Source organism: Inquilinus sp. YAF38, assembly GCF_052113205.1.
GTDB lineage: Bacteria > Pseudomonadota > Alphaproteobacteria > DSM-16000 > Inquilinaceae > Inquilinus.
The window spans coordinates 12,306-38,709 of sequence record NZ_JBFRCU010000077.1 but is presented as its reverse complement, the minus strand read 5'-3'; the positions used below and the strand labels follow the sequence as shown (position 1 = coordinate 38,709).

Annotated in this window: 20 protein-coding genes and 1 riboswitch; of the genes, 8 read left to right on the top strand and 12 right to left on the bottom strand. The window is 70.0% G+C overall.

The window, feature by feature from the left end; translation table 11 throughout:
• The coding region (locus tag AB4Z01_RS27185) for a DUF2333 family protein (RefSeq protein ID WP_441699037.1) at nucleotides 1-941 on the top strand (941 nt) is incomplete at its 5' end.
• 3 nt (nucleotides 942-944) lie between these two features.
• On the opposite strand, the gene AB4Z01_RS27180 is transcribed toward AB4Z01_RS27185, so the two are convergent.
• Together AB4Z01_RS27180 and AB4Z01_RS27175 are read right to left on the bottom strand one after the other, a co-directional pair.
• Nucleotides 945-1,838, bottom strand: a complete 894-nt coding sequence (locus AB4Z01_RS27180; protein WP_441699036.1) for a dihydrodipicolinate synthase family protein — start codon at nucleotides 1,836-1,838, stop codon at nucleotides 945-947.
• Nucleotides 1,839-1,857: 19 nt separating this feature from the next.
• Nucleotides 1,858-2,940, bottom strand: a complete 1,083-nt coding sequence (locus AB4Z01_RS27175) for an FUSC family protein (protein WP_441699034.1) — start codon at nucleotides 2,938-2,940, stop codon at nucleotides 1,858-1,860.
• 141 nt (nucleotides 2,941-3,081) lie between these two features.
• On the opposite strand from AB4Z01_RS27175, the gene AB4Z01_RS27170 reads away from it, so the two are divergent.
• From AB4Z01_RS27170 to AB4Z01_RS27160, 3 genes are read left to right on the top strand one after another with little or no spacing between them, the layout of a single operon-like run.
• On the top strand, nucleotides 3,082-4,212 hold the full coding sequence (locus AB4Z01_RS27170) for an ABC transporter substrate-binding protein (RefSeq protein ID WP_441699033.1): 1,131 nt from the start codon (nucleotides 3,082-3,084) through the stop codon (nucleotides 4,210-4,212).
• A gap of 11 nt (nucleotides 4,213-4,223) precedes the next feature.
• Entirely contained in the window at nucleotides 4,224-5,294 is a 1,071-nt protein-coding gene (locus tag AB4Z01_RS27165; protein WP_441699031.1) for a FecCD family ABC transporter permease, read from the top strand.
• A complete protein-coding gene (locus tag AB4Z01_RS27160; protein WP_441699029.1) occupies nucleotides 5,285-6,121 on the top strand; it encodes an ABC transporter ATP-binding protein in 837 nt (278 codons plus the stop codon). Before AB4Z01_RS27165 ends, AB4Z01_RS27160 begins: the two co-directional genes overlap by 10 nt.
• A gap of 51 nt (nucleotides 6,122-6,172) precedes the next feature.
• On the opposite strand, the gene AB4Z01_RS27155 is transcribed toward AB4Z01_RS27160, so the two are convergent.
• Both AB4Z01_RS27155 and AB4Z01_RS27150 read right to left on the bottom strand, forming a co-directional pair.
• The gene (locus AB4Z01_RS27155) at nucleotides 6,173-6,706 is read right to left on the bottom strand and encodes a carboxymuconolactone decarboxylase family protein (protein WP_441699027.1); all 534 of its coding nucleotides are present in this window, start codon (nucleotides 6,704-6,706) and stop codon (nucleotides 6,173-6,175) included.
• 76 nt (nucleotides 6,707-6,782) lie between these two features.
• Nucleotides 6,783-7,328: a peroxiredoxin gene (locus AB4Z01_RS27150; protein ID WP_441699026.1), complete on the bottom strand. Its 546-nt coding sequence runs from the start codon at nucleotides 7,326-7,328 to the stop codon at nucleotides 6,783-6,785.
• 137 nt (nucleotides 7,329-7,465) lie between these two features.
• Between AB4Z01_RS27150 and AB4Z01_RS27145 the strand changes: the two genes are divergently transcribed.
• Nucleotides 7,466-8,410, top strand: a complete 945-nt coding sequence (locus tag AB4Z01_RS27145) for a LysR substrate-binding domain-containing protein (protein WP_441699024.1) — start codon at nucleotides 7,466-7,468, stop codon at nucleotides 8,408-8,410.
• Nucleotides 8,411-8,431: 21 nt separating this feature from the next.
• Here the strand turns inward: AB4Z01_RS27145 and AB4Z01_RS27140 are convergent, their stop codons facing one another.
• The gene (locus AB4Z01_RS27140; protein WP_441699023.1) at nucleotides 8,432-12,811 is read right to left on the bottom strand and encodes a translocation/assembly module TamB domain-containing protein; all 4,380 of its coding nucleotides are present in this window, start codon (nucleotides 12,809-12,811) and stop codon (nucleotides 8,432-8,434) included.
• Nucleotides 12,811-14,718: an autotransporter assembly complex protein TamA gene (locus AB4Z01_RS27135; protein ID WP_441699021.1), complete on the bottom strand. Its 1,908-nt coding sequence runs from the start codon at nucleotides 14,716-14,718 to the stop codon at nucleotides 12,811-12,813. The genes AB4Z01_RS27140 and AB4Z01_RS27135 overlap by 1 nt, the downstream gene beginning before the upstream one ends.
• A 273-nt stretch (nucleotides 14,719-14,991) precedes the next feature.
• On the opposite strand from AB4Z01_RS27135, the gene typA reads away from it, so the two are divergent.
• Nucleotides 14,992-16,812, top strand: coding sequence for a translational GTPase TypA (gene typA / locus AB4Z01_RS27130; RefSeq protein ID WP_441699019.1), 1,821 nt, complete (start codon nucleotides 14,992-14,994; stop codon nucleotides 16,810-16,812).
• Between the two features lie 3 nt (nucleotides 16,813-16,815).
• Here the strand turns inward: typA and AB4Z01_RS27125 are convergent, their stop codons facing one another.
• From AB4Z01_RS27125 to AB4Z01_RS27105, 5 genes are all read right to left on the bottom strand, one after another.
• Nucleotides 16,816-18,663: an AI-2E family transporter gene (locus AB4Z01_RS27125; protein WP_441699017.1), complete on the bottom strand. Its 1,848-nt coding sequence runs from the start codon at nucleotides 18,661-18,663 to the stop codon at nucleotides 16,816-16,818.
• Between the two features lie 93 nt (nucleotides 18,664-18,756).
• Entirely contained in the window at nucleotides 18,757-20,205 is a 1,449-nt protein-coding gene (locus tag AB4Z01_RS27120) for a sugar porter family MFS transporter (protein WP_441699015.1), read from the bottom strand.
• A 118-nt stretch (nucleotides 20,206-20,323) separates the two neighbouring features.
• Nucleotides 20,324-21,124: a hypothetical protein gene (locus AB4Z01_RS27115; protein WP_441699013.1), complete on the bottom strand. Its 801-nt coding sequence runs from the start codon at nucleotides 21,122-21,124 to the stop codon at nucleotides 20,324-20,326.
• A gap of 70 nt (nucleotides 21,125-21,194) precedes the next feature.
• Entirely contained in the window at nucleotides 21,195-22,019 is an 825-nt protein-coding gene (locus AB4Z01_RS27110) for a 23S rRNA (adenine(2030)-N(6))-methyltransferase RlmJ (RefSeq protein WP_441699011.1), read from the bottom strand.
• The gene (locus AB4Z01_RS27105; protein ID WP_441699009.1) at nucleotides 22,016-22,915 is read right to left on the bottom strand and encodes a class I SAM-dependent DNA methyltransferase; all 900 of its coding nucleotides are present in this window, start codon (nucleotides 22,913-22,915) and stop codon (nucleotides 22,016-22,018) included. The genes AB4Z01_RS27110 and AB4Z01_RS27105 overlap by 4 nt, the downstream gene beginning before the upstream one ends.
• Nucleotides 22,916-23,159: 244 nt before the next feature.
• Here AB4Z01_RS27105 and AB4Z01_RS27100 point away from each other — a divergent pair, with 244 nt between their 5' ends.
• Nucleotides 23,160-23,594, top strand: coding sequence for a hypothetical protein (locus AB4Z01_RS27100; RefSeq protein ID WP_441699008.1), 435 nt, complete (start codon nucleotides 23,160-23,162; stop codon nucleotides 23,592-23,594).
• Between the two features lie 22 nt (nucleotides 23,595-23,616).
• Here AB4Z01_RS27100 and AB4Z01_RS27095 read toward each other — a convergent pair whose 3' ends face one another.
• Entirely contained in the window at nucleotides 23,617-24,126 is a 510-nt protein-coding gene (locus AB4Z01_RS27095) for a CHAP domain-containing protein (RefSeq protein ID WP_441699006.1), read from the bottom strand.
• Between the two features lie 173 nt (nucleotides 24,127-24,299).
• Nucleotides 24,300-24,415: riboswitch (TPP riboswitch) on the top strand.
• Between the two features lie 65 nt (nucleotides 24,416-24,480).
• Between AB4Z01_RS27095 and thiC the strand changes: the two genes are divergently transcribed.
• Nucleotides 24,481-26,286 carry a phosphomethylpyrimidine synthase ThiC gene (gene thiC, locus AB4Z01_RS27090; protein ID WP_441699004.1) on the top strand — a complete coding sequence of 602 codons (1,806 nt, stop codon included), beginning with the start codon at nucleotides 24,481-24,483 and terminating at the stop codon, nucleotides 26,284-26,286.
• Nucleotides 26,287-26,404: the final 118 nt, after the last annotated feature.

Genomic DNA, 26,404 nt, shown 5'->3' with positions numbered 1-26,404 from the left:
CACCGCCCCCGGCCGGCGGCCGGCGCTGGTCCCGGGCGATCGGCTGGGGCCTCGGCGGGCTGGTGCTGCTGTTCGTGCTCTACATGGCGGTCGGCGCCTTCATCGTGCACGCGATCGACGACGACCCGGATTTCGCCCCGGCCGCGCCGGTCGCCAATGCCAGCCAGGCGGTGGAGATCGCCGCGGCGCTGATCGAGCGCGAGACTGGTGGCACCCATGGCTGGACCGCGAACGACCCGTTCTTCATGCCGGGCTGGCTGCTCGACAACATGCCGAACTACCAGCAGGGCGTCGTCTACGCCCTGTCGCGCTTCACCGCCGAGATGGGCGACCAGATCGGCCGGTCGCGTGGCTCGTCGCAGGTGGATCCGGAGCTCGACCGCGCCACCGGCCTGCTGCGCTATCCCGGCACGATCTGGCTGTTCGACCTCAGCACCTCCTGGGCGCCGACGGCGTCGTCGGACTCGCAGTACCGCGCCGCCGCCCGGGCGCTGCGCAGCTATAACGACCGGGTCGCCGCCGGCACCGCGCCGTTCGAGCGCCGGGCCGACAACCTGCTGCAGACGATCGACCGCTTCGCCGCCGATCTCGGCTCGCAATCCTCGGTCATCGCCGACCATATCGAGGCCAGCCGCGGCTGGCTGATCGACACCCAGGCCGACGACATCTTCTATGCCACCAAGGGCCGGCTCTACGCCTATTTCCTGGTGCTGCGCGCCCTCGGCCGCGATTTCGACGGCGTGATCGCCCAGTCCGGCGCGACCAAGATCTGGGACGAGATGGTCGACAACCTGCGCGAGGCGGCGGAGCTGAGGCCGCTGGTGGTGATGAACGGCCGCGCCGACGCCATGTTCCAGCCCAACCACCTGGCGGTACAGGGCTTCTTCCTGCTGCGCGCCCGCACCCAGATGCGCGAGCTGGCGAATGTGCTGCGGAATTGAGGGTCAGTCCTGGCGGCGGAACGGCCCCAGCGCCGCGGCATGGCGCGCCACCAGGTCCAGCCCGAACTCCGTCGGGCGCAGCGCCGGCGCCCGATCGTGCACCGCCAGGCCCGCCCGAGCGGCGAACAGGCGCTTGCCGTAGCAGATCAGCGTCTCGATCGACTGCATGACGAAGACGATCGACGGCGCCACCCGGGCATAGGCGGCCGAGGCGCCTGCGTCATCCCCAGCGTCGTGCAGCCGCTGGATCGCCAGCGCGTAGTCGACCGCGTCCGGCGCCAGCAGGAAACCGCTGCAGCCGGCGCGCAGGCTGTCGATCATCTCCAGCCCGCCGCGGCCGTTGAACACAAGCAACCTTCCCTCGGTCACGGCGATCAGCCGCTCGATCTCGACCGCCGATCCCTCGGCCTTGATCAGCGTCATGTTGGCGTGGCGCCGCATCAGCCGGGCGATGTCGTCGGCGGACAGGCCACGGCCCAGATATTGCGGCGCGTTCTGGATCGCCACCGGCAGCGCTGTCGCCTCCATCACCCGGCTGAAGAAATCCAGGTACTCGCCGGCGCCGTAGCTGCCGGCGGCCGGCGGCTGCAGGATCAGCCATCCCGCGCCCGCCGCCTCGGCGGCGCGGACCATGGCCACCTGCTCCGCCACCGACGGGCCGAAGATGGTGAAGCCGACCGGCACCCGGCCGCCGACATCCTCGGCCACCCAGTCCATCACCGCCCGGCGCTCGTCGAAGCCCAGCTTCGCCACCTCGGTGGCCAAGCCCAGCGCGGCGATGCCGGCGACCCCGGCCTCCAGGCACGCCTCCACCTGCCGGCGCATGGCGGCGCGGTCCAGCCGCTCCTCGGCGTCAAAGAAGGCATAGAGGATGGCGTGGATGCCGGGTGCGATCATGGCGGCTCTCCCCCTGATGTCAGTCCGCGGTCAGCGGCGCCGGCGCTTCGCCGGCCTGCTCGCGCAGCCGCTCGGCCAGGTCGGCGAGGTTGTCGCGCAGCTGGGCGAAGGTGAAGGCGATGGCGAAGGCCTGGCCGAATTCGCGGCCGTCCAGCCCGTCGCCGCCGGTGCCTCGGAGCGCGTCGACGCTGCTCTGCAGCGCCGCGACGGCCTGGTCCAGCGCGCTGCCGTCGCCCGGCGCCGCCTTGGCCTCCAGCGCCGCGGCCAGAGCGGTCATCCGCTTCTTCGCCGCCGTCACCGCCTGGTCGAGCGTCGCCCCCAGCGAGGCCTGCAGCGGCTGCGACAGCGGGCTCTGGGCGGCCCGGTTCAGGATGATCTCGCTGTACCACAGGCGGCGGATGGTGCGGATGATCGGCGCCGGGTCGAGATGCTCCGGCACCGCGCCGGGCCGTTCGCGCCGCGCCTCGTCCAGCTGGCCGTCGGCCTTGCGCAGCAGCGTGCGGATGCGCTGGTTGATCGCGGTCGCGTCCCCCTCCGCTCCGCCCAGGCGTCCGGCGATCAGGGCCAGCAGCCCGGCGCATTGGCCCAGCGCCTCGGCGGCGGTGTCGCGCAGATGGTCGCGGGCCCGGGACGGCAGGATCAGCAGGGCGGCCAGGACCCCGACCACGGTGCCCAGGCCGATCTCCGCCACCCGCTGGAAGGCGGCGCCCAGCGGATCGGCATGGCTGGGGTCGGACAGCATGACGATCGCCGCGGTGACCGAGCCGAGCCGCAGGTTGGGGCGGCGGGCGGTGATATAGACGGTGGCCAGCATGACCAGCAGCAGCACGACGCCGGTGCGCAGCGCCGAGGGGCCGGACAGCACCGACCCGACCACCCCGAAGGCGGCGCCCAGCATGGTGCCGAGCAGCCGGTCGATGGTCGCGCTCAGCGTGGCGCCGAGCGTCGCCTGCAGCACGATCACCGCGGTCAGCACCGACCAGTAGCCCTTGGGCAGGCCGAGGGCCTCGGCCAGCGCATAGGCGGCGACGGCCGCGATCGCGCCCCGCACCGCCTGGCGGACGTGGATCGGGTCGAGGCGGGGACGGGCCAGGCGGATCATCGCGACTCCGGGGCTGCGGCGACAGCATGCCAGAGAGCGGCAGTGCGCTGCAGCATCGGTGAGCGAGATTGAAAAGCACTCGCAATCGCAATTGCCACATGATACCCCAACCCGGTTCACGAGGGGGTGGCGATGGGTTCGATGATAAGGGTCGTCCTGGCGACGGCGCTGGGTCTCTGGGCCGGAACAGCCTTCGCGGCCGACGACAAGATCTCTGTCACCGACCTCGCCGGCCGCACGGTCGAGGTGCCGAAGCATGTCGAGCGCATCCTGCTCGGCGAGGGGCGGCAGATCTACATCGTTGCGGCACTGGACCGCGAGAACCCGATCGGCCGCATCGCCGGCTGGAAGGACGAGTTCGAGCGCTCCGACCTCGACACCTACAAGCTGTACCAGGCGAAGTTCCCCGGCATCGACGCCATCCCGGACATCGGCGACCCGGAGGAGGGGACCTTCAACACCGAGCAGGCGATCGCGCTGAAGCCCGACGTGCTGTTCCTGCTGCTCGGGCAGAAGCAGGCCGCCGAGGAATCCGGGCTGGTCAAGACGCTGGAGGGCGCCGGCATCGCCACCGTCTTCATCGACTTCCGCGACGAGCCCTTCACCAACACCGAGCCCAGCGTGCGGCTGTTCGGCCAGATCCTCGGCCGGCAGGACCGGGCGGAGGCGTTCATCGCCTTCTACCGCCAGCAGCTGGACCTGGTGCTGGGCCGGTTGTCCAAAGCGGGCGCGCCGAGCCCGAAGGTGATGATCGAGCGTGCCGCCGGCACCGGCTGGGGCGCGGAATGCTGCGCCTCCTTCGGCACCGAGAATTTCGGCCGCATGGTGCGGATGGCCGGCGGCACCAACATCGCCGCCGACCTGATCCCCGGCGCCTTCGGCGTGCTGAACCCGGAGCAGGTGACCGTTGCCAACCCGGACGTGGTCATCGTCACCGGCGCCAACTGGTCGAAATTCGTGCCCGATGGCGGCTGGGTCGGACTCGGCCCCGATGCCGACCAGGCGGCGGCGAAGCAGCGGCTGGCGGCGCTGGTGGCGCGCCCGGCCTATACCGGCGTCAAGGCGGTGGCGGACGGCCGTGTCCATGCCATCTGGCACCAATTCTACGACAGCCCGTACCAGTTCGTCGGGGTGCAGCAGATCGCCAAATGGCTGCACCCCGACCTGTTCGCCGACCTCGACCCGGAGGCGACGTTCCGCGCCCTGCATGAGCGCTTCCTGCCGATCCCATACCGGCCCGGCTACTGGGTCTCGCTGGCCCCGGCGGGCTGAAAGGCGTGAGCATGGCGGACCATACCGTCGAAACCCATCTGCGCGCCGGCCGCGCCGCCTATCGCGGCATGGCCCGGCGCAAGCTGCTGCTGCTCGCCGCCCTAGCCGTGGCGCTGCTGGTCAGCCTCGTGCTCGACATCGGCATCGGCCCGGCGCGCTACGGCGTCGGCGAGGTGGTGTCGGCCCTGGTGTCGCCGTCTGACGTCCCGGCGACCCTGCGGGTGGTGATCTGGGACATCCGCCTGCCGGTGGCCCTGATGGCCGTCGTGGTCGGCGCCGCCCTGGCCGTGGCCGGGGCGCAGATGCAGACGGTCTTGAACAACCCGCTGGCCGACCCTTTCACCCTCGGCATCTCCGCCGCCGCCAGCTTCGGCGCGGCGCTGGCCCTCGTGCTCGGCGTGGCGCTGATCCCGGCGCTGACCGACGTCATGGTGCCGGTCAACGCCTTCCTGATGGCGCTGGTGGCGTCGCTGGGGCTGCACGCGCTGAGCCAGCGCCGCGGCGTGACCATGGAGACGGTGGTGCTGCTGGGCATCGCCATCGTCTTCACCTTCAACGCGCTGCTGTCGCTGCTGCAGTACGTGGCGTCGGAGCAGGCGCTGGCGGCGGTGGTGTTCTGGACCATGGGCAGCCTGGGCAAGGCGAGCTGGGGCAAGCTCGCGGTCACCGCCGGGGTGCTGGTGGTGCTGCTGCCGCTGATGGCGCGCCGGGCCTGGCAGCTGACGGCGCTGCGCCTGGGCGAGGACAAGGCCCGCAGCTTCGGCATCGATGTCCGCCGCATGCGGCTGGAGACGATCCTGGCGGTCAGCCTGCTGGCGGCGGTGCCGGTCGCCTTCGTCGGCACCATCGGCTTCGTCGGCTTGGTCGGGCCGCATATCGCCCGCATGCTGATCGGCGAGGACCAGCGCTTCTTCCTGCCGGCGTCGGCCCTGGCCGGGGCGCTGATGCTGTCGGCCACATCGATCGTGTCGAAGTCGATCGTGCCGGGCGTGATCTTCCCGATCGGCGTGATCACCGCCCTGGTCGGCGTGCCCTTCTTCTTCAGCCTGATCCTGACCAGCCGGCGCCGGGCATGGCAATGAACCCTGTCACCCTCGAGCTGCGCGACGTCTCGGTCGCCTATGGCCGCCGGGCAGTGCTGCACGGCATCACCACCCCGGTTATGCAGGGCGGCGAGGTCACCGCGGTGATCGGGCCGAACGCGGTCGGCAAGTCCAGCCTGTTCCGCCGCATCGCCGGGCTGATCGGCGGCCCGGGCGAGGTGCTGATCGACGGCCGTGCGGCCGCCGGCTGGGAGGCGAGCGACTGGGCTGAGAATCCACGAGGCCGGCCGTGCCACCTGCCGCAGGAGGCGGCGGTGAACGCGGTTCTCACCGTGCTCGAATCCGTGCTGCTGGCGCGCAAGAGCAGCGCCGGCTGGCGCGTCGACGACAGCGATCTCGACGCCGTCACCCGCACCCTGGCGCTGCTTGAGATCGACGACCTCGCCATGCGCAACCTGGGCGAGCTCAGCGGCGGTCAGAAGCAGCTGGTGTCGATCGCCCAGGCGCTGGTGCGCGACCCGCGCATCCTCTTGATGGACGAGCCGACCAGCGCGCTCGACCTGCAGCGCCAGGTCGAGGTGCTGACGCTGATCCGCGACTTGGCGCGCAGCCGGTCCCTGTGCGTGCTGATCGCGCTGCACGACCTGAACCAGGCGGTGCGCTTCACCGACCGAGTGCTGGTGCTGCAGGAAGGGCGCGTCGCCGCCTGCGGCGAGCCGCGCACCGTTGTCACCGCCGATATGCTGCGCGAGGTCTATGGTGTTGAAGCGCGGGTCGAGACCTGCTCCGATGGCATGCCGATGGTGCTGGCCGACCGCTCGATCCGCCGGCGCCGCATCGCGGTGGACCGGCTGGCGGCCGAATAGCAAAAGGCCCGCCACCGGGGCGGGCCTTGCATCTCGCCGCAGCGCGGGCCGTCAGGCGGCCAGCTTCTCCTCGGCGTCCAGGGTGGCAGCCACGGCGTGGATCACCGCGGCGATGCGGATCACGGCCTGGACCACGTCCTTGCCGACGCCCTTCTTGGCGACGACCTGCTCGTGGCTGTCCATGCACATGCCGCACCCATTGATCGCCGACACCGCCAGCGAATACAGCTCGAAATCCACCTGGTCGACGCCGGGGTTGGCGATCGCGTTCATGCGCAGCCGGGCCGGCATGGTCGCATAGTCCTTCTCCGACACCAGATGGGTGAAGCGGTAGTAGATGTTGTTCATGCCCATGATCGCCGCCGCCGTCTTGGCGGCGCCCTGCGCCTCGGGCGACAGGTGCTGCGCCGCCTCGGCCGCGATGGCCTTGATCACGGTGGCGTTGCGCGAGGCATAGGCGCTGGCCAGGGCCGAGCCCCAGATCTGCTGGGCGGTCACGCCGGGCGGGGTCAGGACCGAGGACAGGTTGAGCTTCAGATCCTTGGCGTAGTCGGGAAGGGCGGCCTTCAGCGTGTCGATCGACATGGGGGACTCCGGCGGGACTTGGAAAAGGCAGCGGCCGGCCCGCAGGGGGCCGGCCGGAGAGGAACAGGACGCCGGATCAGGCGGCCTGCAGGGTCTCCTCGCCCTTCTGCCAGTTGCAGGGGCACAGCTCGTCGGTCTGCAGCGCGTCGAGCACGCGCAGGACCTCGTGCGGGTTGCGGCCGACCGACATGTCGTTGACCGAGACGAAGCGGATGATGTTCTCCGGGTCGACGATGAAGGTGGCGCGCAGGCAGACTTCCTCGTTCTTCTCCAGGATGCCGAGCGAGCGACTCAGGTCCTTGCGGATGTCGGCCAGCATCGGGATCGGCAGGTCCTTCAGGTCGGCGTGGTTCTGGCGCCAGGCCAGGTGCACGAACTCGCTGTCGGTCGAGACGCCGTAGGTCAGCGCGTCACGGTCGGCGAAGTCGCCGGCCAGCTTGCCGAACGCCGCGATCTCGGTCGGGCAGACGAAGGTGAAGTCTTTCGGCCAGAAGAACACGATCTTCCACTTGCCCTTGCTGGCGGCGCGGTCGATCTGGGTGAAGGCGTCCTTCGGGTTGGTCGAGACGACCGCCTGGAGCGAGAAATCCGGGAAAATGTCGCCAATGGTCAGCATGGGCATCGAGAGGCTCCGTGGGATCTTTGGTAGGATTTTTGTGTGCGGCGCAACGAGGTTGGTACCGCAGTGCAGCAAGGAGATAGCAAGCCGGAGTCCCACAATCAAATCGATTGTTCCGACAATTATGATAGCCTGAGCCTATGAACCAGCCGATCACCCTGCGGCAGCTCCGCTATATCGTAGCGGTCGCCGACACGCGCCATTTCGGCCGGGCCGCGGCCGCCTGCCATGTCAGCCAGCCCTCGCTCAGCGCCCAGGTCCAGGCGCTGGAGGAGATGCTGGGCGGGCCGCTGTTCGAGCGGTCGAAGCGGCGGATCCTGCTGACCCCGCTGGGCGAATCCATCGTCGCCCGGGCGCGGCGGATTCTCGCGGAGACCCAGGATCTGCTGCTGGCCGCGCGCGACCAGGCGGCGCCGCTGGCCGGCGACTTCCGGCTCGGCGTGATCCCCACGCTGGGTCCCTATCTGCTGCCGCGGCTGATGCGGACGCTGCGCCGCACCTATCCGGACCTGCGCCTGTATCTGCGCGAAGACCTGACCGACCGGCTGGTCGAGCGGCTGCGCCGCGGCGAGCTGGAGGCGGCGCTGCTGGCCCTGCCGGTCGAAGACGCGAAGCTGGAGGCGTTGCCGGTGTTCGACGAGCCCTTCCTGCTGGCGGTGCCGACCGGGCACCGGCTGGCCCGGGCCAACCGGGTGACGCCGGCCGACCTGTCCGGCGAGCATCTGCTGCTGCTGGAGGACGGGCACTGCCTGCGCGACCAGGCGCTGGAGGTGTGCCGCAGCGCTGCGCGGACCGAGGAGGATTCGTTCGGCGCCACCAGCCTGTCGACTTTGCGAGAGATGGTGGCCGGGCGGATCGGCATCACGCTGCTGCCGGCCCTGGCCTGCACCGCGCCGACCACGGCCGACAGCGACATCGCGCTCCGGCCTTTCGACGCACCGCAGCCGTCGCGGCGGATCGGGCTGGTGTGGCGCCGGGGCGCGGCGCGGCGAAGCGAGATCGAGATGCTGGCCGAATTCCTGCGCCAGCACCTGCCGGAAGGCGCGGTGGCGATCCCGCGGGACGACGCGGAGCCGGACCGGTGAGCTGACCGCGAGCGGCGGTTGTCAGTAATCCCACTCCATGGTCACGCCGACGCCGCCGCCGCTGTCGCCGCCGGCCTCGGCCTTGCCCTTGATGTTGTCGGTGATGTCGATGGTGACCGTGGCCCGGGTGCTGCCGGCGTCGATGCCCTGTTCCACCCCAACCCGCACGCCCTTGGTGAGGTAGCGGCCGAGGCCAATCGCCGACCCGCCGGAGGCGTCGGTGTTGAAGTCGAGCTGGTCGAGGCCGAGCGACTTCTGGATGCCGCCGAGCAGGCCGGTGCCGCCGCCGCCGACACCCGCCATCTCCGCCGCCGCCTGGGCCAGCTGGATCGCCTGGGTCGGGCTGAGCTGGCCGGTGGCCTGGCCGAACAGCAGGCGAGACAGCACCTCGTCCTGCGGCAGTTCGGGCGACGAGCTGAGCGTCAGCTCCGGCTTCGAGGCATAGCCGCCGATCTCGATATTGGCGGTGACGTCGCCAGCCCGGGTCGAGGCCAGGAAGTCGAGCCGCGGATCCATCACCCCGCCGTCGAAGCTGATATTGCCGTGCTCGAAATCCAGGCGTTGGCCGAATTTCGAGATCTGGCCGCGGCGCATCTTGAAGTTGCCCTGGATGTCGGGTGTGGACGTCGTGCCGACGATCTTGAGCTGCCCCTGCATCTCGGCATCGATGCCCTGGCCGCGGACGTAGAACTGGTTCGGCGAGTCGACGGTGATGTCGAGCCGGATCTGCGAGGGCGGCTTCTGCGGCTGGTTCCGATTCCGGCTGCGGTTCCGGCTGGGCGGCGTCGCCGTATTGAGGGCAACGCCCTGCGACTTCATCCGCGCCGCGACCTGCGGCGGCACATTGATCTGGCGCACCGGGATCGGCGTTACCGAGACCGGGAAGCTGTCGGGGATCTGGATGACGGCGTTGCGGATCTTGATCGAGCCCTGCAGCAGCGCATCGGCCGAAAGGTCGCCGGACAGGGACAGATCGCTGTCGGCATGGGCCGTCGCCAGATCGCTGGACACCAGCAACGCATTGCTGGTCTGGATTCTCAGGTCGACCGGCAGGCTGCCGCGCGGGCCCAGGGTGACACTGCCGCTGCCGCTGACGGTGCCGCCGCCCGGCGTCTTCGCCGAGAGGCTGCTCAGGCGGAAGCTGTCGCCGGCACCGGTGACGGTCGCGTTGATATTCTGCAGCCGGACGCCGTATTCCGAGTTCTGGTAGCTGCCGTTGCGCAGGGTGACGGTGCCGGAGGCCTGCGGCCTGTCCGGCGTGCCCTCAATCCTGACGTCGAGCGACAGCGGGCCGCCGATGCGGTCGGCGCCGGCGCCCAGGAAGTCGTTGAACATCGCCAGCTCGAGTTGGCCCTTGGCCGAGCCCGAGATCGCCCCGCCGCCCAGCGGCACCGCGGCCTGCAGGTCCAGCCGGGCGCGTCCGGCGGTGACCCGGCTGGTGACGTTGATCCGCTGCCCGCCCAGCGTGCCATCGGCAGTGGCGTCGATCGCCGGCAGGCCGGCGGTGTTCAGCCCGCCCATCTTGGCGCCGGACACCTTCAGCGAGAACTTGCCGCCTGGGTCAGCGGCGCTGCCGGTGATGGTAGCCTCGCCGTTCAGCTGTCCTTGCAGATCGAGGCCGGGGCTGGCGATCGCTGCCAGGCTCAGTGGCAGCCGGGCGATGCGGGCGCGCAGGTCCAGCGCGTCGCCGGCCTTGCCAGACAGGCTGACGCTGCCGCCGCCGCTGACCGCGAGGTCGATGGTGCCGAGGTCGACGCCGGCGGCGCCGGCACGGATGGTGGCCGGCCTCGACAGGGTGACCGACTGGCCGGACTGGCGGATCACCAAGCTCTTCAGCCCGACCACGGTCTCGGCTCCGTTCAGGCCGATATCGGCGGCGATGTCGGCGGTGCCGTAGCCGGTCGCGGCCTGCAGCTTCAGCGCCAGCTGCTGCATCGTGCCGTCGACCGTCAACTCCGCCCGGCTGATCGGGGTGCCGCTGGCGGTGGCGTTGGTGACCAGCAGCCGGCCGTCCTGGATGCGGCGGCCATCCGCCATCGGGTCGAGCACGGTGCCGGTCAGCCGGATCTCGCCGAGCTGGGCCTGGTCGGCATAGGCGACGCGCCGGGCGGTCAGGTCGATCTTGGCGCCGGCCGCAGGATCGAGTGTCACGGTGGCGTCGAGCTGGCCGCGCAGCGCCTGGCCGATGAAGGCGCCGACGACGCCGAGATCGGCCACCGCCAGGCGGATGGTGCCGCCGACCGGCTTGCCGTCCGCGGCCACCGCCGCATTGCCGTCGGCCTTGATGCCGGCGACGTCCAGCACCAGGGTGCTGACATCGATGCCGCCATCCGGCTTCCGGGCCAGCACGATGTCGCCGGTGGCCGGCTTGCCGTCGACCGTGCCGGCCAGCTTGACCGTGCCGGCCGGGGCGGCGGGCAGGCCGGCGGCGTCGATGTCGACGGTCAGGTGCTCGACCGTATGGCCGGCGGTCTTCACCCCTTCGGCCACCACCTGGCCCTTGACCCCGAGCGCGCCGATGGTGCCGGACAGGGCGGTGTCGACCGACACCGCGCCCTCGACTCCGGGTGACACCGCGGCGAGCGAGCCGAGCGCCGCCTTGATCGTGCCGTCGATCGTGTCGCCGTCCAGCGTCCCGGCGGCGTCGAGCGACGCCTTCTCGCCCTTCACGCTGATGCCGGAGACGGTGATCTTGCCGGTGGCGTCGCGCTCCACCCGGCCGGTCAATGTCGCCTGCTTGCCCAGCACGGCCGCGGTCGGCGTCGCCTCGGCGCTAGGCTCGGCGATGGTGCCGGTCCAGTCCAGGGTGGCGGCGCCGTCGGCGGTCATCGCCGGCTTCACCGTCAGGTCCAGGGCGCCGGAGATCGGCTGGCCGACCAGGCCGGAGAAGCGGCCGAGATCGGCATAGGTCAGGTGCAACGTGCCGGCGCCGGAGGGCGCCGTCGCATCGCCCTGGCCGCTGGCGGTCAGGACGGCGCCGTCCAGCCGGGTCTCCAGCCGGTCGATCACCGCCTTGCCCGACTGGGTGGCGCTGCCATCGAAGCTGAGCTGCAGGGTGTGGCCGGCCGCGGTCTCGAGCAGCGGGTCGCCGAGCGCCAGGCCATCGGCGGAGGCGGTGACGTGCAGTCCGATCGGCGCTTCGAGGTCGGAGAACGGGCCCTGCGGCGTCGCCGTCAGGTCGACCGCCAGGGTCCCGGCGGCATACGGATCCTGGCGCAGCCCGGTGCCGCGGATCGCAGCGACCACCACCGGCGCATCCAGCGCACCCTTGGCGGTGCCTTCGACCGCCAGCGATTCCCAGCCGGTGCCGGGCGGCAGCAGCGTGGCAAAGCCGGCTGCGGCGCCGGCCTGCAGCGTGTAGGCGAGATCGACCTGGTTGCCGGTCGGGTTCACGCTGCCGGTGACCGAGACGCTGGCGGCCGCAGCCTTGGCGTCGAGCTGCCGGATGGTGATCGGGCCGGCATCGGCGATCTCCGCCTCGACCTTCAGCGTCGTCCGGCCTTGCAGCAGCGGGGCAGCGGTGGCGGCGAACGCGGCTGGGACCAGCCTGGCAGCGTCGGCGTTCAGATCGACGGTCAGGCGCCGGCGACCTTCGCCGGGCTCGATCCGCACCTCGCCCTCGACGCCGCCAAGGTCGCCGACCTTGCCGGTCAGGGTGGCGCGCCAGTCGCGCAGGGTGCCGGTGCCGTTGAGCTTCAGGTCGACCGGCGGCTGCCCGGGGAACTGGGCGATGCCGGCGATCAGGCCGCCCGGTGGCTCTTGCACCGACACGGCGACGTCGAGTTGCTCGGTCGACGGGATGAAGGCCAGCTTGGCGGTAATGTCGCCGGCTGCACCGTCCAGCCGGCGGACCGCGAGGTTGGCGGCCAGCCCCTGCGACGGGTCGCCCAGCTGGGCGTCGCCGGCCACGCTCAGCGTCGCCGCCAGGCCGGCGACAGCCGGGCCGACCGCGATCCGCTCGACATTCAGCCGGTCGAGCCGGATGTCGACCGGCAACCGCGGCAGCGAGAAGCCGGTGGAGCTGGGTTGCGGCGCCGGCTCGGCACCGCCGGCGGGCAGCCGGTCGACCGTGACCGTGCCGGCCTCCACCGCATCGACCCGCAGGGTGCGGCGCAGCAGCGCCGAGGGACTCCAGGCGAGGTGGGCCCAGTCGACTGTCACCATCTTGCCCGCCGGGTCGGACACGGTGACGTCGCGCACCGTCATGTCGAAGGGCACGAAGCCCTCGATCGCGCCGATCGAGACCTGCATCTCCGGCGAGCTCGCCAGGCTGCCGGCCTGGTCGGCGATCAGGCGCTTGCCGGGGCCGGTCTGGGCCGCGGCGAAGACGATCAGCAGCAGCGCGACCGGCAGGCCGATGACGACCGCGAGGATGATGAGCAGGATCCTGAGCGCGCGCATCAGAAAGCCTGCCCGATGCTGATGTAGAGCTGGAAGCTGTCGTCGCTCTCGCGCTTGTTCAGCGGGATGGCGATGTCGGCGCGGATCGGCCCGATGCCGGTGTAGTAGCGGGCACCCAGACCGGCCGCGTACTGGATGTCGCTACCGAAATCCGGGACGCTCTTCTCATAGACCCCGCCGGCGTCGAAGAACGGCACGATGCCGATCGTGTCGGTGATCTTGTAGCGCAGCTCCAGGCTGGCGATGATCGAGCTGAGGCCCCCGGTCGGGTTGTCCTCCTTATTCAGCGGGCCGATGCTCTGGTACTTGTAGCCGCGCACGCTGCCGCCGCCGCCGGCATAGAGCCGCTTGTCGGGCGGCACGTCGGCGATGTCCGGCCCGGCGATGCTGCTGATGCCCAGCTGCCCGGCCAGGACGATGTCGCCGTCGCCGCCCGACAGGTCGAGATAGGCCGACCCCAGCGCCTTGGCCACGATCATGTCGACCGAGGAGCCGAGGAAGCTGGGATAGGGGGTCAGCGACAGCTGCGCCCGGTAGCCCTCGGTCGGGTCCAGCAGGTTGTTGGTGGTGTCGATCTTGGCGCCGAGCGGGATGCCGACGAAGGTGTAGTCCCACTCCCCGTCGTCGTTCTCGACATGGCCGGTCTCGAAGCTGAGGCCGGCCAGCAGGTCGATCTCCTTCGAGTATTTGTAGGTGGCGATGCTCTGCACCAGGCCGCGGGTGCTGGTGTAGGCGTCCAGCACCTCGCGCACCGCCTCGGCCTTGCTGTCGAGCGTGGTGTTGCGGTCAAGGAAGCCCGGCACCTTCAGCGAGACGCCGAACTTGAAGTTCGGCTCGGTGGCGTCGTTGTAGCCGAGGCCGCTGACCTCACCGTCGATCCGCAGCTGCTCCGCCCCGCCCCACAGGTTGCGATGGCCCCAATAGGCGTTCACGCCCGCGCCGTAATTGGTCTCGTATTTGGCGCCGAAGCCGATGAAGCGCAGCGGCCGCTCCTGCACCGCGATGGTCACCGGGACGTTGCCCTGCGCGTCGACCTGGTCCGCGGTGGTGACGCGGACGCTGCTGAACACGCCCAGATCGGCCAGATCCTTACGCAGGTCCTGGACCTGCTGTGGCGAGTAGACCTGGCCGGTGACGAACGGGACGCGGCTCTGGATGAAGCTCTCCCGAACCGTCTCCTCGCCTTCCACCGTGACCGGGCCGAAACCGGCCTTGGGGCCGGGGTCGAGAAACTCGGTCAGGTTCATGGTCTGGTCGGCATGGTCGACCACCGCGTCGCGCGACGGCACCTTGGCCAGCGGATAGCCCTGGTCGTTCATCTGCGCCACCATGGCGCCCTCGGCGCTCAGGATCGTCGCCGACAGCGCCGGCTTGCCGGGATCGAGGCCGAGCGGCTCCCGGTCAATCACCAGCGGCAACTGGTCCGACCCGTTGGTGTCGGTCAGCCGTACCGTATCGAACTTATAAGACGGACCGAGATCGATCTTGATCGAGACCTTGACCGGATCCTTGTTTTGCCGCGCGGTCAGCCGGTCGATCAGCCCGGGATCGTCCAGATCAGCGCCGTCGATGGTGATGTGGACCGCGCCGCCGTAATACGACAGCGCCCCCAGCGCGCCGTACAGCCGGTCGCGGTCGGCCAGCGCCCGGCGGACCAGCCCGACCGGGCCGGATGGCGGGCTGGACTGCAGCTTCAGCAGGTTCGAGGCGCCGGTCAGCGCCGCGGTCGCGTTCTCATCCGCAACCGGCTCCAGAGTTGCCGCATAGGGCAACTCATCGGGCAGCGGCGCCGCCTCGGTCGTCGCGTCGCCGTCGGTCGCGGGGTCGTCCTGGGCCAGCAGCGCTGCCGAAGGAACCAATGCAGCGAGGAGGCCGAGCCACCCGAACCTGCCCAGTCTTGCTCGCAATCCCGCGCTCCCCCTATCGCCGCGCGCTCATGATGCCGCCGCCGCTCGCGCTTCGGTCGTGCCGTGATGGGAACACATACCACGCAACTTTCGTTGCCTTGGCCGCCTTAAATTCTCTTTCGACTTTTCAACGATTTGGCCCCTCGACTTGCGTTTGGCGCCGATCCGACTATATTGCACTGCAGCGGCGGCTGGGGCGTTGGCAAGACGTCCCGTCCGCCGTCCTTTGTTTTGCCCGCATCGCTTCCCGCCCTCCCGCCCCCTGGACGGACCATGGATATCCGGAACATCGCCATCATCGCCCATGTCGATCATGGCAAGACCACGCTCATCGACGTGCTGCTGCGCCAGTCGGGGGCCTTCCGCGACAACCAGGTTGTGGCCGAGCGGATCATGGACTCGAACGACCTCGAGCGCGAGCGCGGCATCACCATCCTGGCGAAATGCACGTCGCTGGTGTGGAAGGACGTCCGCATCAACATCGTCGACACGCCGGGCCACGCCGATTTCGGCGGCGAGGTCGAGCGCATCCTGAACATGGTCGACGGTGTGGTGGTGCTGGTGGACGCGGCCGAAGGGCCGCTGCCGCAGACCAAGTTCGTCACCGGCAAGGCGCTGAAGCTGGGCCTGCGGCCGATCGTGCTGGTCAACAAATGCGACCGGCCGGACGCCCGCCCGCACCAGGTGCATGACGAGGTGTTCGACCTGTTCGCGGCGCTCGACGCCAATGACGACCAGCTCGACTTCCCGACCCTGTTCTCCTCGGCCAAGCAGGGCTGGGCGGCGGAGAGCCTGGAGGCGGAGCGGACCGACATGGCGCCGCTGTTCGACCTGGTGCTGCGCCACGTGCCGGCGCCGAAGATCGAGGAGGACCAGTCCTTCCGCATGCTGGCGACCACGGTCGAGGCCAACCCCTATCTGGGCCGGGTGCTGACCGGCCGCATCCGGTCCGGCACGGTCCGGCCGAACATGACGGTCAAGGCGCTGTCGCGCACCGGCGAGACCATCGAAACCGGGCGCATCAGCCGGGTGCTGGCCTTCCGCGGCATCGAACGCCAGCCGATCGAGATCGGCGAGGCCGGCGACATCGTCGCCATCGCCGGGCTGGAGACCGCGACCGTCGCCGACACCATCTGCGACCTGAATGTGACCGAGGCCTTCGCGGCCCAGCCGATCGACCCGCCGACCATCGCCATGACCTTCTCGGTCAATGACAGCCCGCTGGCCGGCACCGAGGGCGACAAGGTCACCAGCCGCGTCATCCGCGCCCGCCTGCTGCGCGAGGCCGAGGGCAATGTTGCCCTGAAGATCACCGAGACCGCCGAAAAGGACGCTTTCGAGGTCGCCGGCCGCGGCGAGCTGCAGCTCGGCATCCTGATCGAGACCATGCGCCGCGAGGGCTTCGAGCTGTCGATCAGCCGCCCGCGCGTGGTCTACCAGACCGACGAGTCGGGCAACCAGCTGGAGCCGATCGAAGAGGTCACGATCGACGTCGACGAGGAACATTCCGGCATCGTCGTGCAGAAGCTGTCCGAGCGCAAAGGCGAGCTGCTGGAGATGCGGCCCTCGGGCGGCGACAAGCAGCGCCTGGTGATGCTGGTCCCGACCCGCGGCCTGATCGGCTACCAGGGCGAGTTCATGACCGACACCCGCGGCACCGGTGTGATGAACCGGATCTTCCACGACTATGCCCCGCACAAGGGCGCCATCGCCTCGCGCCATACCGGCGTGCTGATCTCCAACGCCCAGGGCGAGGCCGTGGCCTATGCGCTGTGGAACCTGGAGGATCGCGGCCCGATGCTGATCGAGCCGCAAGTCCGGGTCTACCAGGGCATGATCATCGGCGAGCACACCCGCGGCAACGACCTCGAGGTCAATGTGCTGAAGGGCAAGCAGCTGACCAACATCCGTACCACCAGCAAGGACGAGGCGGTGCGCCTGACGCCGCCGATCCAGATGACGCTGGAGCGGGCGCTGACCTATATCAACGACGACGAGCTGGTCGAGGTCACGCCGAAGACCATCCGCCTGCGCAAGCAGCTGCTGGACCCGAACGAGCGCAAGAGGGTCGAGCGCCAGAAGAAAGAGGCCTGAGCCTCAGGCGGCTGCGGTGCCGGACGGTTCCGGCATCGCCGCCTCGCCTTCCGGCTCGTCGCCTTCGGCGTTCCCGGCCGGCTTCGAGGTCCATTGCGTCACCGCCGCGGCGACGGCGCTGAACCCGCGGACCACGACTGTGTGTGCGTCGAGCCCCTCCGGCATCTCTCCGGCAAGCTCCCGCGGCCCCAGCAGGCCGACCACCAGCATGGCGTCCGGCCCGATGCGCCGGCGCAGCCGCCGGATCAGCCGGCCCAGCTGGTGCTCGGTCACGGTGCCGGAATGGGCCACCATCACCACCGGAACATCGACCGCCTCGGGCACCGCCCCGCCGCGCTCGCCATGGCGGCAGGCGATGCCCTTCTCGGCCAGCAGCTGGCTGGTCATCAGCGCGGCGGCCTGGTCCAGCTCGTCCCGTGCGCCGAGGCACAGCACGGCGGGCGGCGTGTCGTGCCCGTCCTCGTCGAGATCCGCGACCGCCGCCAGGATGCTGCCCCAGACGGCGGCGCGCTGGGGGCCGTCCAGCGCGCCGCGCTGCCGGTCGGCCTGGGCCAGGTGGATGGCCGGCAGGATCATGCTGTCGAACAGCGCCTGACGGGACTGGCCCTGCAGCCCGCGCTCGGCCAGCTCCGACGCCTCCAGCGGATCGCCGGCCAGGATGCGCTGATAGAAATGCGCCTCGGGCGTCAGCGCCGGCGTGCTGCCCAGAAGCACGTCCAGGAAGCCGAACTGCGGCACATGCCGGCCCAGCACGGCCAGGCAGACCGTCAGCGGCACCGCCAGCAACAGTCCGGGTATTCCCCACAGGGTCAGCCAGAAGATGGTGGCGAACAGCACGGCGAAGGGCGACAGGCCGGTGCTGCCGCCATACAGCAGCGGCTCGCCGACATTGACGGTCACCAGATCCAGTACGACGAACAGCGCGATCGTCTCCAGCGGCATCAGCCAGCCGGGATCGACGGCAAAGGCCAGGATGGTCGGCAGCAGCGCGGCGGCGACCGTCCCGACCAGCGGAATGAAGCGCAGCACGGCCGACAGCAGGCCCCACAGTATGGGGTTGGGCACGCCGATGACCCAGAGGCCGATGCCGAAGGCCGCGCCGTAGCAGAAGTTCAGCAGCGCCTGGGCCAGCAGGAAGCGGCTCAGCCGCTGCGCCGCGTCGTCCATGGCTGCGGTGGCGCGGGTCAGGTCCTTGGACCCGAGCAGCCAGATCAGCCGGTTCCGCAGATCCTCCCGCTCCAGCAGCATGAACACCGAGAAGACCAGGACGACGCCGATGATGGCGAAGGGCTCGATCAGCGGCGCGCCGACCTCCCAGGCCAGCTGCAGTGGCGTCAGCGCCGGCGGCACCAGCTGCACCGGCACCGGCTTGCCCTGGGCTCCCTCCGCGGCCATCGGGGCGGCCGCCACCGCCCGTTCGGTCGCCTCCTCGGACAGGCGGGCCACCATGGCCGTCAGCCGGTCGATCAGCCCGCCGCCGGGCGCGACCTCCTTGATCGACTGGATCTTGGTCTCGAGGTTGCTCTGGTACCGCGGCAGGTTGCCGGCCAGATCGATCGCCTGGCTGGCGACCAGCACGATGAACACCACCGCCCCGATCGACAGGGCGACGATCACGATCAGCACCGCCGGAGTCCGCGGCAGCCCCAGCTTGCGCAGCTGCAGCACCACCGGCGCCATGGCGAAGCTGATCAGCAGCGCCAGCGAGAACGGGATCAGCACGTCGCGGCCGAAATACAGCGCCGCGGTGGCCGCCAGGATCACCAGGATCCCGTTGGTCGAGGACAGGGCGCCGATCTTGTCGGTCAGCGGGGTCAGGCTGCGGTGTGATCGGCCGGGTTCGGACAGCATCTGGGCACGGGCGGAAGCCTGGGGCGGAAATGGAACGGTGCGCTAGCCCCCGCAGTTCCCGCCGCATCGCTCCGGGACGATCCGGATGGCCGGCTACTCCATCTCCTCCAGCTCCCGCCCGCGGGTCTCCCGCACCGCGCGGCTGACGAAGACGAAGGACAACAGCGCCATCACCGCATAAATGCCGTAGGCCACGCCGAGGCCGGCCGAGGCGAGGGACGGGAAGGTTTCCGAGACCACGAAGTTGGCCACCCACTGCGCCGCCGCGGCCACGGCCAGCGCATAGGCCCGGATGCGGTTGCTGAACATCTCGCCCAGCAGCACCCAGACGACCGGCCCCCAGCTGACCCCGAAGAACACGACATAGAGGTTGGCGGCGGCGACAGCGACGATTCCGGCCGTCCCGTCGAGCACCGGCGTCATGGCGCCGTTGACCATCTCGGTCGGGGCGGTGCCGAAGACATAGGCCATGGTGCCCAGCGACAAGGTCATGCCGGCCGACCCGACCAGCAGCAGCGGCTTGCGACCGACGCGGTCGATCAGGGCGATGGCCACCAGCGTGGTCAGGATGTTGGTGACCGAGGTGGCGACCGTGATGACCAGCGAATCCGCCTCGGTGAACCCGACCGCCTGCCACAGCACCGAGGAGTAGTAGAAGATCACGTTGATGCCGACGAACTGCTGGAACACCGACAGCAGGATGCCGGTCCAGACGATCGGCAGCAGGCCCAGGCGGGGGCCGGCGAGATCGCGCAGCGATTGCCGGTTTTCCTGGTCGATGCTGTTCTCGATCTCGACGATCTTCACCCGCGGCGGCGGCCGGTTGCCGACGAAGCGCCGCAGCACCTCGGTCGCCTCGGCGATGCGCTTCTTGCTGACCAGGAAGCGCGGCGATTCCGGGATGATGCCGGCCAGAACCCCGTACACCACCGACGGCACCGCCATGGAGATGAACATCCAGCGCCAGGCTTCGAGCCCGAGCCACAGCGTGTTGCCGGCGCCGCCGGCCGCGGCCACCAGCGCGTAGTCGCAGAGCAGGGCGACGAAGATGCCGACCACGATGGCCAGCTGCTGCAGCGAGCCGAGCCGTCCGCGGATATGGGCGGGCGAGACCTCGGCGATATAGGCCGGAGCGATCACGCTGGCGGCGCCCACGGCCACGCCGCCGAGGAAGCGCAGCGCCGTCAGCGCCCAGATATCCCAGGCCACCCCGGAACCGACGGAGCCGATCAGGAAGATGACCGCGGCCAACTGCATCACCGCGATCCGGCCGTATCTGTCCGCCAGCCCCCCGGCGAACCAGGCGCCGACTGCGGAGCCGAGCAGGGCGCTGGCCACCGAGAAGCCGAGCAGCACGTCGCCGGCGCCGGACCATTCGCGGATGGCGCCGACGGCGCCGTTGATCACCGAGGTGTCGTAGCCGAACAGGAAGCCGCCCATGGCGGCCGACAGGGCGATCAGGAAAGTCTTGCCGACGACGGAGCCGCCGTCGCCGGAAGTGGCCGAGGCACCTCGCTCAGGCGAACGGTCTGCTGTCGACATGGCCGGTCTCCGGATCTCAATCCTCGGAACTTTGAACCCGTCGACCGGCGATTCCTATCCGCGAAGGCTCGAGTCTCCATCGCGAAATCGGCATGGATCACCTTCGCGGCCGACCACCTCAGGTCGTAAGACCCGCCCCGGCGGGTGCGGTGGGAGACGCGGGCGCCGGCATTCCCGAGGCAGGCCGCTCGGGAGTGGCGGGCCTTGCCCGTGCCGACCGCTCGGCCGCGACGATGGTGCCGCGCAGGAGATCGGATATCGCCTGCTGCAACAGTTTCCGGCCGTGGGGCTCGGCCCCGAAGCCGACGCTGACGCCGACCGCCGTCAGGGAATGATCGCCGGTCATGCTCATACCGAGCACCGCCTGCGAGCGGCGAAGCGGGCCTGCGGGCTCGACCGGTGTGAGCGCGAAGCCGTTGTAGACACCAAAGTCATCCGCGCCGAGATACTGGAACCCGCCTAAATCCAGGCGGAACTCCCGCGATGACGGATTCGGCGTCCGGTCCATGGCCCGTTCGCTCATCAGCGCGGACACCTTGGGGTTGGCCATCATCGTCAGGAACATCCGCCGGTCCATGATCGCCGCCTCCTCGGCCGATGCCGGCTGCAGGGCGGAGGCGACGAGCGCGAGCCGGTCGACCACAACACTGTCGGACCGCGACGATGGTTCGTCACAGGGCCGGAACACGCCCAGCAGCGTGTCATCGGGCTCCAGGTTCTTGCTGACGGCGCGCATTGCCTGGGCGCCCAAAGTGTCGGATTCATCCGACAGGCAATAGCCGGCCGGGGCCACCGCCTGGAACGGCACGGCGGCATGGGCCACCGCGCTGGCCGATGACGTCGGCACGATCTGCCGCGGCGCCTGGGCGGCGCAGGCCGAGAGCGCCGTCAGAAGGACGGCCAGCCCGAACAATCGCATCGTGAAATCTCCCCCCTCGCAATGGAGGAAGCGTAACGCGGCGGCGTCGTGACGGCGAGCGGGATTCCGCTCAGCCTGGCAACGGCTCCAGCCGCCATCCGCCGCCCTGGCGGGCCAGCTTCGGCTGCAGCCACGCCAGCGCCTCTCGCAGCGCCTCCTCGACGCCCCAGGGCAGGTTGGCCAGCACCAGGCCGGAGCCGTTGAGGCGGGCCGGGAACAGCGTGTCGAACACGGTCAGCTCTGCCGTCCAGGCGCGGGGCAGGGGCGGCAGCGCCGCCAGCATGGCGTCGACCGGTGGCCGGTCCTTGATCGGGTACCAGGCGGCGATCACGCCCTCGGGCCAGCGGCGATGCGCCGTCGCGACGCCGCGGGCCAGCCGCGTCAGCTCGTCCGGCTGCTCGAAGGACGGGTCGAGCAGCAGCAGGCCACGCCGCGGCTGCGGCGGCAGCAGGCCGCGCAGCGCCTCCCAGGAATCGCGGTGATGGATCGCGACCTGGCCGTCGCCGGCGAATTCGGCGCGCAGCCTGGCGTTGTCCTCGGGATGCAGCTCGACCAGGGTCAGCCGGTCCTCCGGCCGCATCAGCGCCCGGATCAGCCGCGGTGACCCCGGATAGATCTCCAGCCGGCCGGACGGGTTGAAGCCGCGCACCAGATCGAGATAGCGCGCCACCGCGTCGGGAGCTTCCGTCTCCCGTTCGATCCGGGCGATGCCGTCGACATATTCGCCGGTCTTGGCGGCCTCGGCGGCCAAAGCGTAGCGGCCGACCCCGGCATGCAGGTCAAGGGCGGAGAACGGCTTGTCCTTGCCGCGCAGCGCCTCGACCAGCGCCACCAGCACCACATGCTTGAGGACATCGGCCTGGTTGCCGGCATGGAAGGCGTGGCGATAGTTCATGCCGCCCGCAGCACCGCCACCCAGCCGGGCAACGGCGTTCCGTTCTCGGTCCGGGCCCAGGCGGCCTCGATCTCGGTCACGGCGAAGCCGGTGGCCGCGGCAACCGCCGCCAGGTAGACGGGCGAATGCAGGTAGCGGTGGCGGTCGCCCAGCGACCAGCCTTCCCCGTCATGCGATTCCGCGGTCAAAGCGAACCATCCGCCCGGCCGCAGCACGGCCCGTACCGCGGCGAACAGGGGTGCCAGATCGCCGATATAGACCGCGACATCCGCCGCCAGGACCAAATCGTAGCGTTCCGGCCAATCCGAGAGAGTGGCGACGATCTCGCCCGGCTCCAGCCGGTCGTACAGCTTGCGCGCCATTGCCTGCAGGATCATGCCGGGCGACAGGTCGATCCCGTCCAGCCGGCGGCGGCGGTCGGCGAAGGCGGCGCCGGCCAGCCCGGTGCCGCAGCCGAGATCGAGGATGTCGAGGTTGCCCTCGGGGACAATCCGGTCGACGGCGCGGCGCAGCAGCGCCGGCCCGCGATAGTGCAGCGCGTCGACCAGCGACGTCTCGAAGCGCGGCGCGTATTGGTCGAACAGGGTGCGGACATGCGCCTCGGGCAGCTGCGCCGGCGCCGGGGCGGCGCCGATCAGCGCCAGCCGCACGGCCGCGCCCATCCGGTCGTCCGGATCCAGCTCCAGCGTGGCGCGATAGGCCGCGGCGGCGTCGCCGCCGGCCGCCTCCAGAGCCTGGCCCAGGGCGTAGCGGATCTCGACGTCGCCGGGCTCGATCTCGATGGCGGCACGGATCGCGTCCGCGGCATCTTCCGGCTGGCCGTCGGCGAGCAGGGCGAGGCCGATCTCCAGGCGACGGCGCGCCCGCGGGTCCGGGAGGGGAAGGGGCAGGGTCATGGGATGGAACGTCCGAAGCGCCGCGGCCGTGCCGCGGTCGCGCGCGGGCTTATAGCCGAAGCGCCACGCCGGCGTCGAGAGGGTGGCGGGCAGACGCCCTCAGCGGGCCTTCCGCATGCGCTCCCCGACTGGCCGTATCACACTTGCGCATTTCGAGACTCGAGGTCTGGCGGCGCATCGTCTGAGGCGTGATCGGCCATCCGAACGAGGATTGGCCGCAACGGCAGGAAACCGGAGGCGCGGCATGGCGATTCTGTGGGCGAGCACCAGCTACCATCTCGGCGACCATCCCGGGATCTTCCAGGATGCCTGCTATGTCGGGCACGTTCTCAGGCTGCCGTTCCGCAAGGCCTGGATCGACCCTGAGGCATCCGGCGTCGTGCTGCGCGTGCACACGAGGGATGTGGAGACCTGGGCGGATCGCCTCGGCCACAAGGTCTCGATCAATCAGAGGGAAGTCGGCCGCCTCAAGGACGCTTCCGACGCTCTCGGCGGCACCGAGGTCTTCGCGTTCAGCGTGACGCGACCCGAACTCGACGACGCCCTGGCCGGGGATGATCACTTTACCCTGTCGATCGAGCTCGACCTCGGGACCACCGGGCCGCGGCTGTCCGACGACTTCGTCGTGACCCGCATCGAAAGCGACGGCACCTTCGCTGCGGCGCTGGGCTGGACCTGACCGGCGCCCGACGCGGCTGGCGTCAGGCGCCAGTCGGGTAGATGAACCCGTCGGACTCGTAGACGCCGCCATAAGCGCCGGTGTCGGGATTCCAGAACCGCACCGCGGTCCAATCGTTGCCGCTGGAGACGTCGATCACCGACTGCTCGCGGTAGATCCGGCGCCGGGTCATGCCGTCGCTGCCCCAGTTGGTGTGCGACACGGTGATCTCACGCGAATTGCGCACCGACACCACCACCGAGATGTGACCAGAGCTCAGCCGGTCCGACCGGCCCAGCACCAGCACGGCGCCGGAGCGCGGCGCGCCGCCCTTGCCGTAGACGCCGTCCGCCTGGTCCCACCAGGTCCAGGCGTCGCCCTTGATCTGGATGCCGGAGACGGCCCGGGCATAGGGCACGCATTCCTCCGGCGCATTGGCGGTGACGTAGCGCGCGACGCCGGCGCCGGTCGGGTTGCGGACGATGTCGCGCCCGCCGCCGCCACAAGCGGCCAGGGCCAGCGCGATCGACAGCACCCAGGCACGTCGCAGCATCGTTCTCAACCGATGACTCAGAAATCCACCCCAATATACTGGAATGTAGATATTTTTAGGATTCTGGTCAAGATCGAGACGAGGCGACGGGTCGGCCGCCTCGCGGGAAAAGCGAAGTTCGTGCCACCCGGCAGCCCCCGCTTGACATCCCATCCCCCGGCGCGCTCTGATCGGGGCGTTCCGAGGGGAGCTCCGGTAAGGAGCTGAGACACCACACCATTCGCGACGTGGGAACCCTTCGAACCTGATCCGGGTCGTGCCGGCGTAGGGAATGGAACCACATGCGCGCTCAGCCGCTTCTCCAGTCTTCCGTCTTTGGCACGCCCTCAATCCGTCCGATCGAGGAGGCCGTGGATGCCCAAGGACGTCATCCCCACAACCGTCACCACCGGCCCGTTGCCGGCGTCGCGCAAGGTCCATGTGCCGGGCGAGCGCAACCCCGAGCTGCGCGTCGCCATGCGCGAGATCGTGCTGTCGCCCGAATCCGGCGAGCCGCCGCTCAGGGTCTATGACGCCTCCGGCCCCTACACCGACCCGGCGGCGCTGATCGACATCGGCGCCGGCCTGCCGGCGCTCCGGGCCGGCTGGATCGCCGCCCGCGGCGATGTCGAGGCCTATGACGGCCGCACCGTCCGGCCGGAGGATGACGGCCGCCGCCCCGGCGAGGCCGCCAACCTGTTCGAGTTCCCCCGTGGCGAGCGCCGGGCGCTGCGGGCCCGCGGCGGCACCGCGGTGACGCAGATGGCCTATGCCCGCGCCGGCATCGTCACGCCGGAGATGGAATATGTCGCGATCCGCGAGAATCTTGGCCGCGAGCGGGCGCTAGAGCAGGCGGCGCGCGACGGCGAAAGCTTCGGTGCCGCGATCCCGGACTATGTCACGCCGGAATTCGTGCGCGACGAGGTGGCGCGCGGGCGGGCCATCATCCCGTCCAACATCAACCACCCGGAATCCGAGCCGATGGCGATCGGCCGCAACTTCCTGGTCAAGATCAACGCCAATATCGGCAACTCCGCCGTCACCTCCTCGATCGCGGAGGAGGTCGAGAAGATGGTGTGGGCGATCCGGTGGGGCGGCGACACGGTGATGGACCTGTCGACCGGCCGCAACATCCACACCACCCGGGAATGGATCCTGCGCAACTCGCCGGTGCCGATCGGCACGGTGCCGATCTACCAGGCGCTGGAGAAGGTCGGCGGCGTGGCCGAGGACCTGACCTGGGAGATCTTCCGCGACACGCTGATCGAGCAGGCGGAGCAGGGGGTCGACTACTTCACCATCCATGCCGGGGTGCGGCTGGCCTACATCCACCTCACGGCGAAGCGGGTCACCGGCATCGTCAGCCGTGGCGGCTCGATCATGGCGAAATGGTGCCTGGCGCATCACCGCGAGAGCTTCCTCTACACTCATTTCCGCGAGATCTGCGCGATCATGCGGGCCTATGACGTCGCCTTCTCGCTGGGCGACGGGCTGCGGCCGGGATCGATCGCCGACGCCAATGACGCGGCCCAGTTCGCCGAGCTGGAGACGCTGGGCGAGCTGACCAGGATCGCCTGGGAGCATGACGTGCAGGTCATGATCGAAGGCCCCGGCCACGTGCCGATGCACAAGATCAAGGCCAATATGGACAAGCAGCTGGAGGTCTGCGGCGAGGCGCCGTTCTACACGCTCGGACCCCTGACCACCGACATCGCGCCGGGCTACGATCACATCACGTCGGGCATCGGCGCAGCGATGATCGGCTGGTTCGGCACCGCCATGCTCTGCTACGTCACGCCGAAGGAGCATCTCGGACTGCCGGACCGCGACGACGTCAAGACCGGCGTGGTCACCTACAAGATCGCCGCCCATGCCGCCGACCTGGCCAAGGGACACCCGGCGGCGCAGCTGCGCGACGACGCTTTGTCCCGCGCCCGCTTCGAGTTCCGCTGGCGCGACCAGTTCCACCTGTCGCTCGACCCCGACACGGCGCTGGCCTTTCACGACCAGACGCTGCCGGCGGAAGGCGCCAAGACGGCGCATTTCTGCTCGATGTGCGGCCCGAAATTCTGCTCGATGAAGATCACGCAGGAGATCCGGGCCTCGGCCGAGGCGGGGATGGAGGAGATGTCGGCGCGGTTCCGCGACGGCGGCAGCCAGATCTATCGCGCGGCGGAGTGACGGTTGCAGGTCTCCGTGCGCGCCGGGATGAAAATGATTCTTGGTGCGCACGGAGACGACCGGTATAGGACTCGGAGCGGAATTTGACCGCTGGCGGCCCGGGGCGGGCATCCGCTCC

Excerpts from the sequence above, each read along its gene's own strand:
- AB4Z01_RS27180 (WP_441699036.1), bottom strand. The coding sequence starts at position 1,838 with ATGATCGCACCCGGCATCCACGCCATCCTCTATGCCTTCTTTGACGCC.
- thiC (WP_441699004.1), top strand. The coding sequence starts at position 24,481 with ATGCCCAAGGACGTCATCCCCACAACCGTCACCACCGGCCCGTTGCCG.
- AB4Z01_RS27095 (WP_441699006.1), bottom strand. The coding sequence starts at position 24,126 with ATGCTGCGACGTGCCTGGGTGCTGTCGATCGCGCTGGCCCTGGCCGCT.
- AB4Z01_RS27150 (WP_441699026.1), bottom strand. The coding sequence starts at position 7,328 with ATGCCCATGCTGACCATTGGCGACATTTTCCCGGATTTCTCGCTCCAG.
- AB4Z01_RS27170 (WP_441699033.1), top strand. The coding sequence starts at position 3,082 with ATGATAAGGGTCGTCCTGGCGACGGCGCTGGGTCTCTGGGCCGGAACA.
- AB4Z01_RS27145 (WP_441699024.1), top strand. The coding sequence starts at position 7,466 with ATGAACCAGCCGATCACCCTGCGGCAGCTCCGCTATATCGTAGCGGTC.
- AB4Z01_RS27100 (WP_441699008.1), top strand. The coding sequence starts at position 23,160 with ATGGCGATTCTGTGGGCGAGCACCAGCTACCATCTCGGCGACCATCCC.
- AB4Z01_RS27175 (WP_441699034.1), bottom strand. The coding sequence starts at position 2,940 with ATGATCCGCCTGGCCCGTCCCCGCCTCGACCCGATCCACGTCCGCCAG.
- AB4Z01_RS27125 (WP_441699017.1), bottom strand. The coding sequence starts at position 18,663 with ATGCTGTCCGAACCCGGCCGATCACACCGCAGCCTGACCCCGCTGACC.
- typA (WP_441699019.1), top strand. The coding sequence starts at position 14,992 with ATGGATATCCGGAACATCGCCATCATCGCCCATGTCGATCATGGCAAG.
- AB4Z01_RS27105 (WP_441699009.1), bottom strand. The coding sequence starts at position 22,915 with ATGACCCTGCCCCTTCCCCTCCCGGACCCGCGGGCGCGCCGTCGCCTG.
- AB4Z01_RS27155 (WP_441699027.1), bottom strand. The coding sequence starts at position 6,706 with ATGTCGATCGACACGCTGAAGGCCGCCCTTCCCGACTACGCCAAGGAT.
- AB4Z01_RS27120 (WP_441699015.1), bottom strand. The coding sequence starts at position 20,205 with ATGTCGACAGCAGACCGTTCGCCTGAGCGAGGTGCCTCGGCCACTTCC.
- AB4Z01_RS27140 (WP_441699023.1), bottom strand. The coding sequence starts at position 12,811 with ATGCGCGCGCTCAGGATCCTGCTCATCATCCTCGCGGTCGTCATCGGC.
- AB4Z01_RS27165 (WP_441699031.1), top strand. The coding sequence starts at position 4,224 with ATGGCGGACCATACCGTCGAAACCCATCTGCGCGCCGGCCGCGCCGCC.
- AB4Z01_RS27110 (WP_441699011.1), bottom strand. The coding sequence starts at position 22,019 with ATGAACTATCGCCACGCCTTCCATGCCGGCAACCAGGCCGATGTCCTC.
- AB4Z01_RS27115 (WP_441699013.1), bottom strand. The coding sequence starts at position 21,124 with ATGCGATTGTTCGGGCTGGCCGTCCTTCTGACGGCGCTCTCGGCCTGC.
- AB4Z01_RS27160 (WP_441699029.1), top strand. The coding sequence starts at position 5,285 with ATGGCAATGAACCCTGTCACCCTCGAGCTGCGCGACGTCTCGGTCGCC.